This is a genomic window from Streptomyces sp. NPDC056479 (genome assembly GCF_042795335.1).
In the GTDB taxonomy this organism is placed as follows: domain Bacteria; phylum Actinomycetota; class Actinomycetes; order Streptomycetales; family Streptomycetaceae; genus Streptomyces.
In genome coordinates this window covers 57,760-74,741 of record NZ_JBHTRZ010000015.1, presented here as the reverse complement: position 1 = coordinate 74,741, position 16,982 = coordinate 57,760, and the positions used below count along the sequence as shown (strand labels likewise).

General features: G+C 68.1%; 13 protein-coding genes and 2 pseudogenes. 7 read left to right on the top strand and 8 right to left on the bottom strand.

Annotated elements, in window-relative coordinates; genetic code table 11:
• Window positions 1-58: 58 nt before the first annotated feature.
• Window positions 59-799, top strand: coding sequence for an alpha/beta fold hydrolase (locus ACFQ6S_RS41905; protein ID WP_383421305.1), 741 nt, complete (start codon window positions 59-61; stop codon window positions 797-799).
• Window positions 800-1,029: 230 nt separating this feature from the next.
• On the opposite strand, the gene ACFQ6S_RS41900 is transcribed toward ACFQ6S_RS41905, so the two are convergent.
• Complete coding sequence (locus ACFQ6S_RS41900; protein ID WP_383421302.1) at window positions 1,030-1,779, bottom strand: TetR/AcrR family transcriptional regulator; 750 nt, start codon at window positions 1,777-1,779, stop codon at window positions 1,030-1,032.
• 248 nt (window positions 1,780-2,027) lie between these two features.
• Between ACFQ6S_RS41900 and ACFQ6S_RS41895 the strand changes: the two genes are divergently transcribed.
• From ACFQ6S_RS41895 to ACFQ6S_RS41880, 4 genes and pseudogenes are all read left to right on the top strand, one after another.
• The gene (locus ACFQ6S_RS41895) at window positions 2,028-4,268 is read left to right on the top strand and encodes an MMPL family transporter (protein ID WP_383421299.1); all 2,241 of its coding nucleotides are present in this window, start codon (window positions 2,028-2,030) and stop codon (window positions 4,266-4,268) included.
• A 366-nt stretch (window positions 4,269-4,634) separates the two neighbouring features.
• On the top strand, window positions 4,635-4,892 hold the full coding sequence (locus ACFQ6S_RS41890) for a hypothetical protein (RefSeq protein WP_383421296.1): 258 nt from the start codon (window positions 4,635-4,637) through the stop codon (window positions 4,890-4,892).
• A 114-nt stretch (window positions 4,893-5,006) separates the two neighbouring features.
• A complete protein-coding gene (locus tag ACFQ6S_RS41885; protein WP_383421293.1) occupies window positions 5,007-5,378 on the top strand; it encodes a nuclear transport factor 2 family protein in 372 nt (123 codons plus the stop codon).
• Between the two features lie 277 nt (window positions 5,379-5,655).
• Window positions 5,656-5,997 (top strand): annotated as a pseudogene (locus ACFQ6S_RS41880) (transposase); the annotation flags it as partial.
• 166 nt (window positions 5,998-6,163) lie between these two features.
• Here ACFQ6S_RS41880 and ACFQ6S_RS41875 read toward each other — a convergent pair.
• The 7 genes and pseudogenes from ACFQ6S_RS41875 to ACFQ6S_RS41845 all read right to left on the bottom strand — a co-directional run bounded on the left by ACFQ6S_RS41875 (window position 6,164) and on the right by ACFQ6S_RS41845 (window position 12,569).
• On the bottom strand, window positions 6,164-6,943 hold the full coding sequence (locus tag ACFQ6S_RS41875; protein WP_383421290.1) for an SDR family NAD(P)-dependent oxidoreductase: 780 nt from the start codon (window positions 6,941-6,943) through the stop codon (window positions 6,164-6,166).
• Between the two features lie 73 nt (window positions 6,944-7,016).
• Window positions 7,017-7,328 (bottom strand): annotated as a pseudogene (locus tag ACFQ6S_RS41870) (ANTAR domain-containing protein).
• Between the two features lie 248 nt (window positions 7,329-7,576).
• Window positions 7,577-7,876 (bottom strand): hypothetical protein, encoded by a 300-nt coding sequence (locus ACFQ6S_RS41865; protein ID WP_383421287.1) that lies wholly within the window; start codon window positions 7,874-7,876, stop codon window positions 7,577-7,579.
• Between the two features lie 1,152 nt (window positions 7,877-9,028).
• Window positions 9,029-10,396: a hypothetical protein gene (locus tag ACFQ6S_RS41860; RefSeq protein WP_383421285.1), complete on the bottom strand. Its 1,368-nt coding sequence runs from the start codon at window positions 10,394-10,396 to the stop codon at window positions 9,029-9,031.
• 108 nt (window positions 10,397-10,504) lie between these two features.
• Window positions 10,505-11,455: a hypothetical protein gene (locus tag ACFQ6S_RS41855; RefSeq protein WP_383421282.1), complete on the bottom strand. Its 951-nt coding sequence runs from the start codon at window positions 11,453-11,455 to the stop codon at window positions 10,505-10,507.
• On the bottom strand, window positions 11,452-12,342 hold the full coding sequence (locus tag ACFQ6S_RS41850) for a hypothetical protein (protein ID WP_383421279.1): 891 nt from the start codon (window positions 12,340-12,342) through the stop codon (window positions 11,452-11,454). The genes ACFQ6S_RS41855 and ACFQ6S_RS41850 overlap by 4 nt, the downstream gene beginning before the upstream one ends.
• Window positions 12,339-12,569: a hypothetical protein gene (locus tag ACFQ6S_RS41845; protein ID WP_383421276.1), complete on the bottom strand. Its 231-nt coding sequence runs from the start codon at window positions 12,567-12,569 to the stop codon at window positions 12,339-12,341. The genes ACFQ6S_RS41850 and ACFQ6S_RS41845 overlap by 4 nt, the downstream gene beginning before the upstream one ends.
• 92 nt (window positions 12,570-12,661) lie before the next feature.
• On the opposite strand from ACFQ6S_RS41845, the gene ACFQ6S_RS41840 reads away from it, so the two are divergent.
• A complete protein-coding gene (locus ACFQ6S_RS41840) occupies window positions 12,662-15,490 on the top strand; it encodes an ATP-binding protein (RefSeq protein WP_383421273.1) in 2,829 nt (942 codons plus the stop codon).
• A 514-nt stretch (window positions 15,491-16,004) separates the two neighbouring features.
• Window positions 16,005-16,469 (top strand): pentapeptide repeat-containing protein, encoded by a 465-nt coding sequence (locus ACFQ6S_RS41835; protein ID WP_383421270.1) that lies wholly within the window; start codon window positions 16,005-16,007, stop codon window positions 16,467-16,469.
• Window positions 16,470-16,982: the final 513 nt, after the last annotated feature.

Here is a 16,982-nt window from a genome sequence, read left to right as displayed (position 1 = left end):
AGGCGGTGGCGGCCGGTGAGCGGTATTAGGTGGCGAGGGTGGCCACCGGCTCCTCGTGATGCCCGCGCTGGCCGAGGTCTTCCAGGTCGTCGCGGTCGATCCGCACGGCGTGGGGCTCTCCGACAAGCCCCTGGACGGGTACGACACCGGCACCCTCGCACGCGACATGGTGGCGCTGATGGACGCACTCGGGCATCAGCGCTTCGCCATGGTCGGTCACGACGTCGGGATGTGGACCGGCTATGCCCTCGCCGCGGATCACCCTGACCGGATCGACCGTCTGGCCGTCGCCGAGGCCGCGATCCCGGGACTTTCCCTGACACCACCTCTTTTCGGCAGCCAGGAGGCCAACGACCGCCTCTGGTACTTCGCCTTCAACCGCCTCATCGACATCAACGAGCAGTTGATCAGCGGACGGGAGCATCTCTACTTCGGCCACCAGTTCGCCACGAAATCCGCGAAGGCACTGCCAGCCCACGCCGTCCAGCACTACGTCGACACCCTCGCCGCCGACCCGGAAGCCCGCCGATCCAGCTTCGAGTTCTACCGCGCACTCGATACGACCATCGAACAGAACCAGAAGCGTAAGACTCGACGGCTGCCCCTTCCCGTCCTGGCGATCGGGGGTGCGGAGAACCTGGGCGCATCGGTCGGCGCAACGATGAAGCTTGTCGCCGACCTCGTGGAGAGCATCGTCCTCCCTGAATGTGGCCACTACCCTGCCGAGGAAGCCCCAGAGGCGACGCTGTCGGCGCTGACCGCCTTCCTGGCGCCCTACCGCGATAGGGCGAACGCATAGCCTCGCGCAGATAGGCGTATGGGGAGCCGCCTCCCACCGGCGCAGCCGCGTCAGTGCCATCACCGAGCCCGTGATGGCACATCACCCGCCACCCAACACCTCATATCCCTGCGATCCGCACGCTCCCTCGGGCACCGACTGTCAGATGGGTGGCCAGTCTCGCAGCGCCGCGTCGGCCACCTGTCGGAGTCCGGAGCGGTCAGACAATCATGGTGGGTCGTCTAGGTTTCTCACCGAAGCTCGGCGTGGGGCGGTGCGGTGATCCGGCGATGAACGTCCTCGACCAGGTCCCGCATCGCCATGTGGAAGATCTCGGCCTGGTGTTCGCCGACAAAGGTGGTGTGTCCGAAGACTTCCAGGACGACCATGCCATGCATGTGCCCCCATGCGCTGACGAGGAGAGCGGCCGCAGGAGGCGGCAGGGTGCCCGGGCCGTGCGGAATCAAGTGTTCCAGATCCGCCTGGAGGGCTGACGAGAGGACCCGGGTGTCGGCTGCGGCCAGTTGTGACGTGGTGAACCCGCCGAACATCTCGCGTTGGAAGACCTCGCCCACCCGGCGCATCGCCTGAGTCGTCGGACCCTCGGCCGGTGCCTCGTAATGCCGCAACGGCGCCCCGTACAGCAGCTGGAATCGCTCAGGGTGGGTAACGGCCCATCGGCGGTAACCCTCGGCGGCGGCCAGGAACCGCAGAGCAGCCGGTTCGTCCGCCATCGTGTCGACAGCCGCTGTCACGGCGTCGGCCAGGTCCTCGTACGCCTTGGCGACGAGAACCGTGACGAGGGCGTCCCGGTTCGGAAAATAGTGGTAGAGCCCCTGCACCGTCATACCGAGGCCACGGGCGACCGCTCTCAGGGACAGGGCGTGCAGCCCGTGCTCGGCGAGGTGGCTCTCGGCAGCGGCCACGATCTCCTGGGTGGCGACGGCCCGGCGTCGCTGGCGCAGGGATGGCAGGACCGTCGCGGACGCGTCTGCGGACATGCGGCGATCCTATGGTGCCGACCCGACGGGGTCTCAGAGTCCTACGACGTTCTGAATACCTAACAGTGTCAGGTAAATCTCCTCCTGCTCAAACGCCGATCGCCTGACTAGCGTCGTGTCCTGGCGATGAAGAGCGCGGCACGGCACCCCCTCTGACGGGGCGACGGAACTCTGCGCCGCACTGCGCCGGCCCATGCCCGGCCAACCCCTCGCCTTGCCCCCAGAAGTAACTTACAAGGAGAGCACCCGTGTTCGAACGTGTGGCCGGATTGGCGATTCGCCGATCCCGGCTTGTCCTGGTCGTCGCCGCCCTAGCCGTGGCCCTTATGGGGGTCGTGGGAGCGGGCGCCTTCGACAAGCTGAAGGGGGGTGGCTTCGATGACCCGGCCTCTCCCTCCACCCGGGCATCGAAGGTCATCAACGAGAAGTTCGGCGGCGAGACCAACCTCGTTCTGCTGGTCGGCTCCCCCGCCGGCCGCATCGACACCCCCGCCCACCGAGAGACCGGCCAAGCCCTGGTGGCCGAGCTCAAGAGGGACAAGCGGCTCAGCAACGTCGTCTCGTACTGGGAATCCAACAGCCCAGACCTGCTCTCCAAGGACGGCCGCGAGGCCATGGTACTCACCCACGTGAGAGGCGACGACACCCAGCAGCGGCAATACGCCAAGGCGATCCTCGACACCTACAGCGGCACCTACCGGAACACCCTCACCGTCCAGGCAGGAGGGGGCGCCGCCGTGGGCGCAGACCTGTCGAACCAGGTGGTCGAGGATCTGATCCTCGCCGAAGGGATCGCCATACCGCTGACTCTCGTACTGCTCCTGTTCGTCTTCGGCAGTGTGGTCGCGGCCCTGCTGCCGCTGATCATCGCACTGATCGCCATCATGGGATCGTTCGCCCAGCTCTTCCTGCTCGGCAGCGTCACCGATGTCGCCGACACCGCGACCAACCTCACCACCGCCCTGGGCCTGGGACTAGGCATCGACTACGCCCTACTGATGGTCAGCCGCTTCCGGGAGCAACTCGCGGCCGGGGTGAGCGTGGATGACGCCGTCCGGCGCACCGTACACACAGCGGGCCGCACCGTCGCCTTCTCCGCCGCGACCGTCGCGGCCGCCCTGGCGGCACTCCTGGTGTTCCCCCAGTACTTCCTGCGCTCCTTCGGCTTCGCCGGAGTCGGCGTCGTCGCGATCGCGGCCCTGAGCACCCTGTTCGTGATGCCGGCCCTGCTGAAGGTTCTGGGGCACCGGGTCAACAGCGGGCGGCTGCCGTGGGCGAAGACGCGGAACTCCGCCGCCCGCGCACCCCTGTGGGGACGGGTGGCGCGCACCGTCATGCGGCGGCCCGCGCTCACCGCACTGCCCGTCCTCGCGGTGCTGTTCTTCGCGGCCAGCCCGCTGCTGAACATCACCTTCGGCACGCCGGACGAACGCGTGCTGCCCAAGGACGCCGAAAGCCGCCAGGTCTCGCAGGTACTGCGCGAGAAGTTCGGCGGCAGCGAGGACTCGGCCCTCCACATCGCCATCAACCAGTCCGTGGACAAGACCCCGCTGGCGTCGTACGCGGCCCAACTGGCCGCGCTCAAGGGCGTCGAGCGCGTCGAGACCAGCACGGGAACCTACACCGCGGGCCAATCCACGGCGACCGGGCCGGGCGACCCGACCCTGGGCCGACCCGACGCACAGCAGATCACCGTAATGAGCGGCCTGACACCAAAGTCGGACGCGGCCCAGAGCCTCGTCGAGCAGGTGCGCTCGGCCACCCCTCCCCCAGGGACACACCCCCTGCTCGGCGGAACGGACGCCGAACTCGTCGACTCCAAGGAATCCATCGGCGACCGGCTCCCCGTGGCCGTGGCCCTGATCGTCGTCACGACCTTCCTGCTGCTCTTCCTGTTCACCGGCAGCATCGTGCAGCCGCTGCGCGCAATGGTCCTGAACGTGATCAGCCTGGGAGCCACCGTCGGCGTGATGACCTGGATCTTCCAGGACGGCACCCTCTCCTCACTGCTCGGCTTCACCGCACAGCCGATGGAGATGACGATGACCGTGCTGATGTTCTGCATCGCCTTCGGCCTCTCGATGGACTACGAGGTCTTCGTCACCAGCAGGATCAAGGAACTCCACGATCAGGGAGCGGACAACGAGACCGCCGTGGGCAACGGACTCGGCCACACCGGAAGCATCGTCAGCGCGGCGGCCTGCCTGCTCGCGGTGAGCTTCTTCGCCTTCGGCACCTCCAAGCTCAGCTTCATGCAGATGTTCGGCCTCGGCAGCGGACTGGCCATCCTCATCGACGCCATCGCCATACGCGGCGTCCTGGTCCCCGCCGCGATGCGGATGCTCGGCCGCTCGGCCTGGTACGCGCCCGACTTCCTGCGCAGACTCCACAACCGCTACGGCCTCAGCGAGGGCGGACCCGAGCCGACCTCCGCATCCGGACGCGCGGCGGTGGCCCCGGCACCCACCGCGAACTCGACCAGGGGCTGACCAGCAAGCGCCGCCCGGCGCGAGTCCGGTTCCCGTCTGTCCACGCGCCACCGCGAGGCGGCACACGGCGGCGAGCTGCCTGTCCAGATGGCCTGATCATGCAGGACCGCTGGTAACACGGGGGCACGCTTCGACACCGCCGGGGCCCGGTACGGGCCCCGGCGCTTAGGAATCCAAAACCGAGTTTTGAGGAGAAGGCCATGATCTTCCACATCAACCGCTTGACGCCCAAGCCCGACCTGAGTGAGGAGCAGCTCACGGCTTGCCTCGACCTGCTACGCCAGGTCGGCGAGACCAGTCCCGCCGTGAAGTCGTACGTGGTCGGCCCACACCCCCACCGGGGGCTTCGCATACGGAGCCGTGTTCGTGATCGAAGACCTCGACGGCTACTACGACTACCTGAACCATCCCGCGCACATCCGCCTTGAACTCGAAGGTATCGGATATCTCGCGCGGTTTGAGGCCTTCGACATAACGGACTCCGCCGACCCCGAGATCAAAGCAAAGATCAAGCAGGTACAGGCTCGCCATTTCGCCGAACACCCCGAGATCGCCGCACTCGTGGCACAGGCCACGTCTTTCACCAGGCCTGGCAGCGAAGACACAACAACCCCGTCGTCCTGAGCGGCGAAATCCTGCCGGGCGCCCCACGGCCACACCCCTGACGAGGCGCCAGGCCTGGAGCGCAGATTCAGACCGCGCCCAGCGCGCTACAACCCGCGGAACCAGGAGCTCGCAATGAACACGAACGACCCGATCGACCGACTCAAGGATGCGATCAACTCGCACGATCCTCACCAGGTCGCTGACTGCTTCACCGCCAACTATCGGTCCGAGACCCCGCATCGGCCGCAAGACGGCTTCACCGGGAACGACCGGGTGCTCATGAACTGGACCGCCATCTTCGGTCGGCTGCCCGACATCCGGGCCGAGGTTCTTCGCCGCGCCGCTGCCGATGCCGAACTGTGGTCGGAATGGGAGATGGTCGGCACAGCCCCGGACGGCACCCAGGCCGTCATGCGTGGGCCAGTCATCATGACGACCCACGACGGACGCATCGACTGGACACGTTTCTATCTAAGTCCTGTCGCGGTCAACGTCAATGGATGAGCTGACTGAGGGGTCTCGCGTTTTTCGGACAGGAATCTGACCGTTTTTCTGTTGCGGGCCGCGTTGCATACGGCCCGTGATATCAGAGGGGTCTGATAGTGGTCGTCCATCGCATACCCGATGACTTCCTTTGTGCAGCAGTCAATGAGCCTCTTTCATCCTGTACTGGAGGGTGAAATAGGCTGTTCAGAGGGCGTGATGACAAGGCAGGGCCCCCCGTCGTTGGCGTGGTGATTCCACTCATCACACCGGCGACCGAAGGGGCCCTGTGGTTCTCGTCGCCGTCGCCCGGCCACTGCCCGGCAACCCCAACGACTGCAAGGTATGGGAACTGTCCGGCGCCAAAGCCGCCGTCGGCAACACCACCGTGGTCGCCGACGGCGGCTACCGCGGCACCGGCCTGATCATCCCGCACCGCCGCGAACGCGGGCAGGCCGAACTCCCAGCCTGGAAAGAGGAACACAACGTCTCCCAACGCAAAGTCCGCGCCCGCGTCGAGCACGCCTTCGCCCGGATGAAGACCTGGAAGATCCTTCGTGACTGCCGCCTCAAGGGCGACGGCGTCCACCACGCCATGCTCGGCATCGCCCGCCTGCACAACCTCACCCTCGCCGGGTGACGTAGAAACAGGCAGGTTATCCGGCACGCCAAAGATTATTTACGGGACAGCGCTTAGAGTGCCGGTCAGAGCAATCCTGAGATGCATTCATCCCCGGCGTGAACGCCAGAGCTTCTGCAAGAGTCCCGGTAAACGACGCATTCGCCTTGCCGTGGCCATCGTGCGACTACCAGGTGGTGACGAACCCACCATCGACCGTGATGTCGGAGCCGGTGACATTGCCCGTCCGGTCGCTCGCCAGCACCAGCACCACGTCCGCGACCTCGGCCGGCTTCGAGAACCGGCCGGTGACAGCAAGCCCCGCGGCCTGGGCGGCCACCTCCTCCGGCGCCATTCCTGTCGCCTGCGACACGGCGGCCGCGATGCCCCCACCGGCCAGCCACAGATCGGTCTCGACGGGCCCGGGACTGACCGTGTTGACACGGATCCCGTGGCCGCCCACCTCCTTGGACACGCCCTTGGAGAAGTTCGCCAGAGCCGCCTTGGCCGCGCAGTAATCGATCACACCCGGGTCGGGGTAAACGGCGTTGACCGAACAGACGTTGACGATCGAGCCGCTGCCCCTGGCCAGCATCAGCGGCAGCACCTCCCGCGTGACACGCACCGCGGTGAACAGATTGAGGTTCATCGTCTCCTGCCACTGCTCGTCCGTGACGCTCAGGAATCCGCCCGGCCTGGCCGGCGCCGAGCCCACGTTGTTCACGAGCACGTCGATTCGGTCCCCGACCGCGGCGATGAGCCGCCCGGCGCCCTCGACCTCGGCGAGATCCGCCTGCACCAGACGTACGTTCCCGCCCCGGACCAACGCATCGAGCCCCTCGGAAGAGTGCCGCGCGCCGGCCACCACCTGCATGCCCTCTGCGGCAAAGGCCTCTACGACCGCGAGCCCGATTCCCCGGCTAGCGCCGGTGACCACGGCCACGCGGCCCTCCAGCCCAAGATCCATCGTGCTGTCTCCTCCGTACGCGCGGCCACGTGCCGCCTGGGCGGGTGATCCGGTAGGAAGGTCATCGGCCTCATCACACACATGCTTGAATCGAGCCCCCTTTGGTCGCCCCCGGCATGTGCGTCGGGCCGTGACGGTCGAGGGCTTCTTCCGGTGCGACGCGTATTTCGGGCGATATCATCCATTCCGACCGCAGATGAGGATCAATTCCGCAACGTTGCGAAGCTTGATGTTCGTGCGCTGGGAGACGTCCTTCAGGACCTCCCAACGTTGACCCCAGCGCTGCCCGGCCGAGTGCGACGACCATGCCGATCGCCTGGTCGACGACAGCATGCGAGACCACGGCCTCCTTGAGCTGGTCGGCCTCTGCTTCTAGCTCAACGATTCAGTCGGCGTCGTCGCCGGGCTCATCTGATCTCTACGTCACGCCCCCGGTCCTGATCCCTTTACCCAAAGTGAGCGAAGGGGGCGCCCGCTCTTGTGCTCTGGGCAGGTTGACTTAATCCGGCCTCGCAAGGTGGCAATCCTGAGCAACCTCTGTCATGCGTATGGCTGGCTTCTGGGGACGGTGCCCGTCGGGCAAGGTGCTGGGGGTGTCACGGACAGATGATGACGCTGGGTCGGCAGGGCAGATCACTGCGGCAGGTCGAGCTCGGCAGCCCGGCGAAAGACGTCCCCACACATGGGTGACGGTATCGGCGAGCATTCGGCGATACCGGTCAGTGCGTGGCGCAGTACCCTGCTCAGCAGGAAGAACTGGTTGCTGTACTGCCCGCCCTTGCAGATGTACAGGCGGAAGACGTCGACGGCTTGTCCGTCACGGTCGTCGACGACGGTGTCCGGGAGCCAGGCGAGCAGGTGGTAGTCCCGCTTTTCGGTTGCAGCGTCGGCGACAACCTTGAGGGGCAGGGCATCGAAGTCCGCGGCGGACAAGGATTCGTCTATGGCAACGGAATAAGCGGCCAGTGCCGCGAAGACCTCGATCAGCCGTCGCCCGTCACCGTATCGATGTCACAGGCCCTCAGGGCCTCGTGGCGTCGATCCTGACGCCAGGGCTCCTGGTCCACGAGCGGCAGAAGGACACGGCCCAAGAGTGCGCAACGTAGAAGATGCTCCACCAGCTGAAGTGCTCGAGCAGGAACCCGCCCACGATCGGCCCAACCTCGTCTACGAGGCCCGACTGCGCACCTGCTACGGCCTCGCGTGGCGCCGCAACGCCCCCGTGGCATCCCTGACGCCCCTGCAACTGGCGAAATACGGCGTCCCACTGACAGACACGGCGGCGGCAGGCATCACACCGGCGCTGACCCCGCCTACACCACAGCAGACGCCACCAGGCCCAACTACCAGGACAACCGCCTCAGCAGAACGCCCCGCCCACAGCCGCCCCGTCAAACGCGATACCCGGCACACAAACCCCTGCACAGCCAACCCAACAACGCGCCAGGCCCGACACTACAGCGACGCCACGCCACCAGGCCGGAGATCTGCAGCTCCAGCATCAACGTCACGTCCCATGCATCCTGCGAATAGAACAGCGGATACTGATCGTGGCCTCCGGCCCTTCATCTTCCCTGACCTCGCGCCAGAGCCGCGGGCCCGTAGTCACCGCCGTGACGCTGCACATGAATCCGGCCCCGGCCCCACTTGACCCGCCCGGTCCGTTCTCGGTCTTGCCCGCGGTGGGGAACAGCCCCGTACCAGCGATCGTCGTCATGAAACGGCCGCTAGACCGCAGGGCGTGCAGCCAGGAGACCGGAACGGATGCACGGACACGGCGGCCACGATCTCGTCGTACTCGCCCTGCAACGGTCCGGTGATGTCGCAGACCTCCGACCGCGGGTTCTCACCGATCGCCGCGAGCCCGTCAGTCGCGGTAGACAGCAAACACTGCGCTTACGTCCCCTTTGCGACGAAGACGGCGTGCGCCTGCTCGGCGACTTCTAAGGGCGCGGCCCCCGGGGGCCTTTCCCCCAGGGTCCGCACGTCATCGAGTAAGGAAACCCCTGACGGTCCTGATCAGCTCTTGGTGTACCCGGAGCCGTTTACGCTGGCTCGCGGAGGGTGTCCGGGATGAAGTTCGCGTCACAGGTGTTCGAGCCGGAAGTTGAAGCCCTGGGCGAGATGGCCGCCACCCGCCCGGCACACCCCGAGGTCGGGGTCGTAACCTGCGAAGAACAGCACATGGCACTTCGTGCAGTAGCGCCAACTGTCCTGTCCCGCGGCGCGGTCGTGCTCGGCGTGTGGGAGGAAGAACTGATAGCCGGCGGGCTGGTGCTTGGTCGGGCCTCCACCAGGACAGGCGCCGCGATTGGCCGAGTCGCCGTTGTAGAAGACTGACATGCACTTGCCGCAGAACCGCCAATGCTCCTGACCGGTGGTCGGTGCGGCGCCCATTTCCTTGTTGGGGAGCAGGAAATGCCAGCCCACGGCCTGGTGGGGCCCGCCCTTGGGGCAGTTTCCCTGGTTGTTGGGGTCGCCGTTGTAGAACAGGGAGCGGCAGTTGCCGCAGTAGCTCCATCCCGGCTGGCCAGTGGAGGGCGGCGCGCCCATTTCCGCGTTCGGAAGGACGAATTCCCAGCCCTGGATTTCGTGGGCGCCACCGCGAGTACAGACGCCGAGATCCTTTGGGTCTCCGGCATGGAACAAAGTGCGGCACTTCCCGCAGTGCCGCCACGCATCTTGGCCCGACGAGGGGGAGGCGCCCATCTCCCTGTTGGGGATGAGGTAGTTCCAACCGACCGCCTCATGAGGGTTGGGCCCGCTGCCTGGACACACGCCCTTGTCGTCGTAGCCGTCGAAGAACATGACGGCGCACTGGTCGCAGTAGCGCCAAGCCGCCTGGTGAAGCGGTCCCGGCACGTCGTGCGGGATGCGGAAGACGAGACCCTGGGCGAAGTGCGCGCCTCCTGACGGACAGTTGCCGTCGGCGGGGCCGAAGAAGAGGGCGAAGCACCGGTTGCAGAAGCGCCAGTCGGCCTGACGATCGGCACCGGCGATCATTTCGCCGATGATGAACCGCTGGTGAGCGCCTTTGTCGCCGGCGCCGCTGATGGCCACCGTCGCATACCAGTCGGCGTGCGGACCCTCGACCTTGGCGCTGCACTCGTTCGACCCGGCGTAGGGGTTGTCCCACATGACGATCAGACTGGTGCCCTCGCTGTCGAGCCGGTAGCGCACCCATCCCTCGGTGCCGGTGCCGACACTGAAAGCCTTGCTGCGGCTGCCGAACAGCCCAGTGGCTCGCGGTTGGATCGCACCCGAGGGGGTCTCCCGGAAGCCGCCATGGTCGTGGCCGCTGTCCTCGTAGACGAGCGGCACGCTGGTCACGTTGTTTACCTCACAGACGACCGAACGCGCGGCGTCCTCCATGAAGTCGACGACTGTCTTGATCGCCTCCGTTGTTGCCTTGATCGCCTCGGCAGTCTCCTTGACTGCCGCGATGGCGGCCACCGCTGTAACCATGCTTTGTCTCCTATAACGTCCGATTCTTGTGTTCTGCCTGTGGAATACGTTTCATCGAGGAGCCCGGCCCCCACCTACTGGCGAAAGCGGACTCACTCAGCGCGGTAAGAGTTCGAGGTGAACCGTTTTGTCGTACGGAACGACCAGGGTGTGTGCGCCGGGCGTGCTCCAGTGCGCGGGCACCAGGAAGAGGCGGCCGTTCGACTGGGCCAGGAGCCGCAACCCTCGGTAGCGGTAGAGGAGTTCACTGCCCGCCGCTGACGCCAGCCGTGTGCCGCTGGCGCCGGTAGGGAGGTTGCGCAATGGCTCCTTGGTGTACAAGACGACCTCCGCGCGGCCCGGCAGGGAGTCCGCGTCGTCCAGCGCCCTGCCCAGCCCGTAGGCGGCGGCGAAACTGTTGGCCGTCCAGAACGCGCTGGCGATGACCAGGAGGGTGATCCACGCCATCGCGTATCTGCACAGCCGTGCGCAGGCCGGTGAGGCCAGCCAGTCCACGACGGGTGAGCGCGCCGGGAGATCCACGTCGTCCGGCGCGGTGGCGAGTCGGCGCCGGTCCCGGCGGATGGTGATCCGACGCATCAGCCAGGCTCCGTAGGCGAGCCCCCCGGCGCCGGCGCCGAGACACAAGGGCGTCGTGGCGATTGCCTCGGTCCGCGCAATGTGCGGCACGAACATCCCGACGACGCCCCGGGCCAGCGCCAGGCAGCCGAGCAGCGTGACGAAGATCCCCACCCAGCCGGTGACATCGTCCCGGTCCTCCGACGACAGAAGCAGGCGGACACCCGCATGCGCGGCGAGGGCCAGCAGACCCAGGACCGAGACCGCGATGAGAGGCGGGTACACGGCCTCCACCCCATACAGCAGCATGTCCTGGAGCGACTGGTTCATCAGCGACAGGTAGACCCCGAAGTACCCGAAGCGTGCCGTCGTCGCCACGTAGCCGAAGTAGAACAGCAGCGACGTCGCCACCGTCGCCGGCCCCAGTACGTTGACGACAGTCCGCGTCCGCTCAAGGAACTGCCCGCCAGGAGATGCGGCGGCGGTCATGCTCCGCTGCCCGCCGGGTCGGAGGGGACCTCCTCGGACGGGGAGCCATCCACGGCTGTCGGGGAGTTCTCAACGTCCGGTGAGGGACTGGACGTCGGCTCACCCGGTGTGACGCCGGACGACGGCCCGGCGAAGGTGATGACCTGCGTCTCGGTCAGCCGGACCACGATCGGGCGCTGCGGCGAGAGGTCGTAGCCCGCAAGCTCACGGCTGTCGCAGGGCCACGCGGCGTGCGACGTGCAGGTCGCCTCGACCTGGACGTTGACCGTGGCCTGGCTGGAGCCCGGCGTATCGGTCTCGACCCACAGGGTGCATCCGCTGCCGTAGTCCGGTTCGAGTACGGTGCCCTGCGGGCAGCCCTGGGACAGGGGAACCTCGCCAGCCCGGATGGGATGGCTGCCTACGAGGTCATCACCTGCGCAGCCGTGCACCAGATCGATGTTGTCAGCGTTCGACCGCCACACCGACACGATCGTCAGCGGTACGGCAGGCGAATGGTTGGCAGGGGCGAAACAGCCGCCTGACCTCGAATCGTCCAGGGCCTTGAAATTCGGGAACTCGTAGATCGGATAGGCGTTGTCCACCGTCGCCCCGGGGAGTCTGATCGAACCGGGATGCCGTCCCTTCGTGCCGGGCCGCGATCCGCCGTTTCCTCCCCCGTCTGCGTCCGCGCCCCCGCCTTCGCCTTGCCCCCCGCCCGCCGACTCCCCGCCGTCGCCGCCCGCTTGCGCACCCGACCCGGCCGCGTCGGGCCGCGCGCCCGCGTCGGGTCCGGAGTCATCGCCGCTCACGACCGTACGGGCGATGACGAAGACGCCCAGCAGGAGCAGTACGGCGGCCAGGACCGCCAGCGTGACGTGCATATGGACCGAACGAGAATTGGTCATGAGAATGCCCCCTTGCCCCCGTGCTCCCGTTCACCTTCATCGGGCCCCCGCTCCTCCACCGGCTGTGGCGTCGCCGTCCGCGCCTGGTCGAGGATCTGGATGAGTTCCAGCCAGCCGCTGAACGCCTGCCCGCCGTCGCTGGTGGTGACGCAGCCCGAAACCGGGTCCGCGTCGGACGCGAAGTCGACGATGACGCGGCGTAGGCCGCGGCCGGTGCGGGAATCCATAGGGTGAGGATGTGCTGCCCGCCGAGAGGACGCATCGTGGTGGCTACCGAAGTGTTTTCCGGCAGCCGGCGCTTCGGGAGGGTGGGGGCCCGATGACTCTCATGGAGCGCGAGCGCGAACTGCGCCGGATCGACGAGCTGTTGGCCAGCGCGCGGGCAGGGGAGGGCGCAACCCTGCTGATCGAGGGAACGGCCGGCATCGGAAAGACGGCGCTGTTGGCCGCGGCCGGGGAACGAGCCGCAGGGCAGGGCGTGACCTCGCTGACCGCGCGCGGCGGCGAATTGGAGCGGGACCTTGCCTTCGCGGTCGTCCGGCAGTTGTTCGAGGCCCGGCTGCGAAATGAGCCGGCCGAAGTCCGCAACGAACTGCTATCTGGCGCAGCGGAGTTGGCCGCACCCGTCTTCGGCATGGCGCCCGCCAGCGCTGATGCGGGAGTCGTGGGCGCGGTGGTGCACGGGCTGTACTGGCTGTGCTCGAACCTGGCGGACCGTGGCCCGCTGCTCCTGGCGATCGACGACGCGCACTGGTGCGACGACGCCTCGCTGCGGTTCGTGTCCCATCTAGCGCGCCGGGTCACGGAGTTGCCGGTTCTGCTCGTCCTCGCCACACGGCCCGCGCTGCCCGGCCGGACCGACCCGGTGGGCCGCGCCCTCAGTGGCGTAAGTCCGGAGGTCGTGCGGCTGGGGCCGCTCAGCGAACGGGCCGTCGGCGCGCTGGTCCGGCAGGCCCTGGCGGCCGACGTCGAGGACGAGTTCTGCCGGGCCTGCGCGAGAGCGACCGCGGGCAACCCCTTCCTGCTCAGCGAGGCACTCATCGGCCTGCGCGCGGACGGGGTGCGTCCGACCGCCGCCGAGGCCCACCGGATCGACGCACTGCGTCCCGAGACGCTCACTCGCGCGGTGCTCACCCGGCTCGCACGCCTCGGCCCGGACGCCGTACGCCTGGCCCGCTGTGTGGCTGTCCTCGGCCCCGCCGCCGAACTGCGCCGCATCGCAGCACTGGCGAACCTCGGCTTGGGGCAGGCGGCAGACCTCGTCGACGCGTTGGCACACGACGGGCTCGTCACGGCGGGTTCGCCGATCGAGTTCGCGCACCCGCTGGTGCGTGGCGCCGTATACGGAGACACGGCCGAAGCCCTGCGCGCCGTGGCTCACAAGCAGGCCGCCCGCATGCTGGCCGCGGACGCGATGCCGTCCGAGCAGCTCGTACCGCACCTGCTCGCGGCGGCGCCGGACGGTGACCCGTGGGTGGTCGCCGAACTGCGCGCGGCCACGGCCGACGCCCTCGCGCGCGGGGCACCCGAACTCGCGGCAGCCTGCCTCGAACGGGCTCTGGCCGAGCCCGCGGAACCCGTTCTGCGCGCGGAACTGCTCACCCGGCTCGGCGGAGCCCTGGGCATGCTCAACCGCACCGCCGAGGCCGCCGACGCGCTCCGGGCCGCACTCGACCTCACCTCGGATCCGGACCGGCGCATCGAGATCACCATGGACCTGGGCCGACTGATGGTGATGACCGGCCAAGGGCACCAGGCCCTCGAACTCTTCGAAGGCGCCCGGCGCAGTAGCGCGGCCCGCCCCGGCGGCGTGCCGCGGCGCATCCTCGTGAACGTCGCCTGGGGCCGCCTCACGGCGCTGGAACCGCCCTTGGATTGGATGCGGCAACTGGACTCGGTCGCTCCACAGCTCCGCGGGGGCAACGACGACGACCGCATGGCCCTGTCGCTGCTCGCGTTCGGCGGCGCCGCGACCGGGGATCGGCCGAGCGCCAAGGTGGCTCGGCTCGCCGCCCTGGCCGGCGACGGCCCGCTACCGCCCGAACCGTGGATCCTGATCAATCTGGCCAGCGCGGCCCTGGCGGTCGCCGACCATCTGCCGCCCGCCCTCGACCTGCTCGACCGCGGTCTGGCGACCGCGCGGCGGCTCGGGGACATCACCGCCTTCGCCTACCTGTCCGTACTGCGCTCCCATACGGCCCACTACGCCGGGCGCCTACTGGACGCGGAGGCGGACGCGTGGGCGGCACTGAGCCTCGCGAAGGCAGAGTCCCAGGACGCGCCACTCGCGGCAGCCGTGCTGGTGGATGCCCTGATCGACCGCGGTGACCTACCGGGCGCGCAGCGGATCCTCACCGAGCAGGGCATCGACGGCGACCAGCCGCTCAGCATGCTCATCGCGCACTTCATCCACACCGCCCGCGGCCGGCTCCGGCTCGGACAGAACCGACACCGCGACGCACTCGCCGACCTTCTCCCGTGCGGCGAGGGCCTCGTGGCCGCCGGATGCGTCAACCCCGGCTTCGCCGCCTGGCGTTGCCCTGCCGCGCTGGCACACCTCGCGCTGGGCGAGACCTCCGCGGCCCAGAAGCTGGTCGACGAAGAGCTCGCCCTCGCCCGCGCGTTCGGCGCGCCGCGTGCCATCTCCGCCGCCCTTCGTACGGCCGCCCAGATCGAGGGCGGGCAGGCAAGCATCGAACTGCTCCAAGAGGCCGTCACCCTCCTCGACGGCTCACCCGCCCAACTGGAACACGCCCAGGCTCTCGTCTACTACGGCTCGGCGGTACGCCGGACCGGCCGGCGCGCCGACGCCCAGGAGCCGCTGCGGCGGGGGCTGGACCTCGCGACACGATGCGGGGCCCGAGCCCTGGCACAGCGGGCCAACGACGAACTCGTGGCGGCCGGCGCCCGGCCCCGGCGCGCGGCCCTCAGCGGGCCCGCGGCCCTCACCGCCAGTGAGCTCCGGGTCGCGCGCATGGCCGCCGCCGGCAGCTCCAACCGGGAAATCGCCCAGGCACTGTTCGTCGCCCGACGCACGGTCGAGGTCCACCTCACCAGCACCTACCGAAAGCTCGGCATCACCTCACGCCAGGCGCTCCGCGACGCCATCGACCACGCTACCGATCCGCCCACCGACGCGAGGGACTGAGCCGCGCCAGTACATCGGGGTAGCGCAGCAGCAGCCCGGACCCATGCGTACGGCGACGATCACCGCGATGACCGCCAAGATGCCGAGCACCCACACAGAGGTGCCGCCGCTCTGATCCCAGAAACCATCCCAGAAACCGCTGCCGTCAGTGACCGCGGCCGCTGCGAAGCCCGGCCCCCGTGGCACATCCCCCGCTCCCCCATCACGTGCTTCTGGACATGAAATTAGCCCTGGCACTGACAACAGGCACGCGAGGACATCGAGTTGTCCCGCTGCGACGACAGCCCGCGGAGCGCAGCGTGTGGCGAGATGCCCGAGTGTGTTGTGTGTGGTGCGGGGTCAGATGCTGGGGTCGGTGAAGTGGAGGCTGCAGGCGCGGTCGAGGGCGTCTTCGGGGGTGCCGGCGAAGCCGCTGGTGGGCAGGAGGCGTCTTGGTACTCATCGGTGCTAGCGAGGTAGAGAGCGAAGCCCAGGTAGAGGGCGAAGCCCAGGTACTGGCGGATCCGCCGCCGGCATGAACCTGACCGGCGCCAACCTGATCCGCGCGGGCCTGACCGGCGCCAACCTGACCGGCGCCGACCTGACGGGCGCGCGCCCGTCCGACGCGGATCTGACCCTCGCGCGCCTGACGGGCGCGCGCATGACCGGCATGGGCCTGACCGGAGCCGACCTGACCGATGCCCGCCACCTGAAGCTGATGTCGGGGATCATGTGGGATCGGGGCACGAGGTGGCCAGGGAATCTCGGCAGCGTGGCCTGGGCCCTGTCCGACGAAGTGCACCCGGGCACCTACCTCGTACGCGGAGAGAGCTCAAGACCGCACCCGCACCTCAGCCTGACCCTCTCTGGTCAGGCCGCCTCTGCCGGTCGCGGCCAGGAAGAGGCTGTGGTCACCGTTCTCGAACCGCGCCAACCCCTTGCAGTGGCCATCAGCGGAACCCGGCAAATCTTCCGGGTTCAGCTCAAAGCCTGTGTCTGATCAACGTGCTTCAGCGCACCGGAGCACCTCCCACCCCGGCCGCAGCCCCACACACCGCCACCAATCAAGCCACAGCCTGGGCGTTCAGAAACAGGCTCCTAGTGCTGAAGCGGTACACGGTGAGCTGGAGCTGCTCTGTCGGCTGCGGCATGGTTCCTCCTCGGTCGGTGCCCGTTGTCCTGATGGGCTCCGCACACCACGGTTCTGGGAGGGGCACCGGTGGAGCGCCCGGCGGACGAACGACCTTGTGCCCCTCCCAGGTACGTGGTGCCCTCGGGCATCAGGACTGCGGGTGTCGACCGAGGCACGAACCACTGACTCACGGTGCCCAACAACCGATCGATTGATGGACAGGGATCGTCTGGGCGACTTGTGGTCGTCTCGCGCGGCCAGCAAGGGTGTTCAGTTACACGCCGATGCCGTACAGCGGGTTGGTCTCGTCCCAGATCACGGCCTGCTCGAAGTAGCCGGTCAGCGATTTGGAGCCGTCGGTTCAGCCGCCGTGGCGGCCGG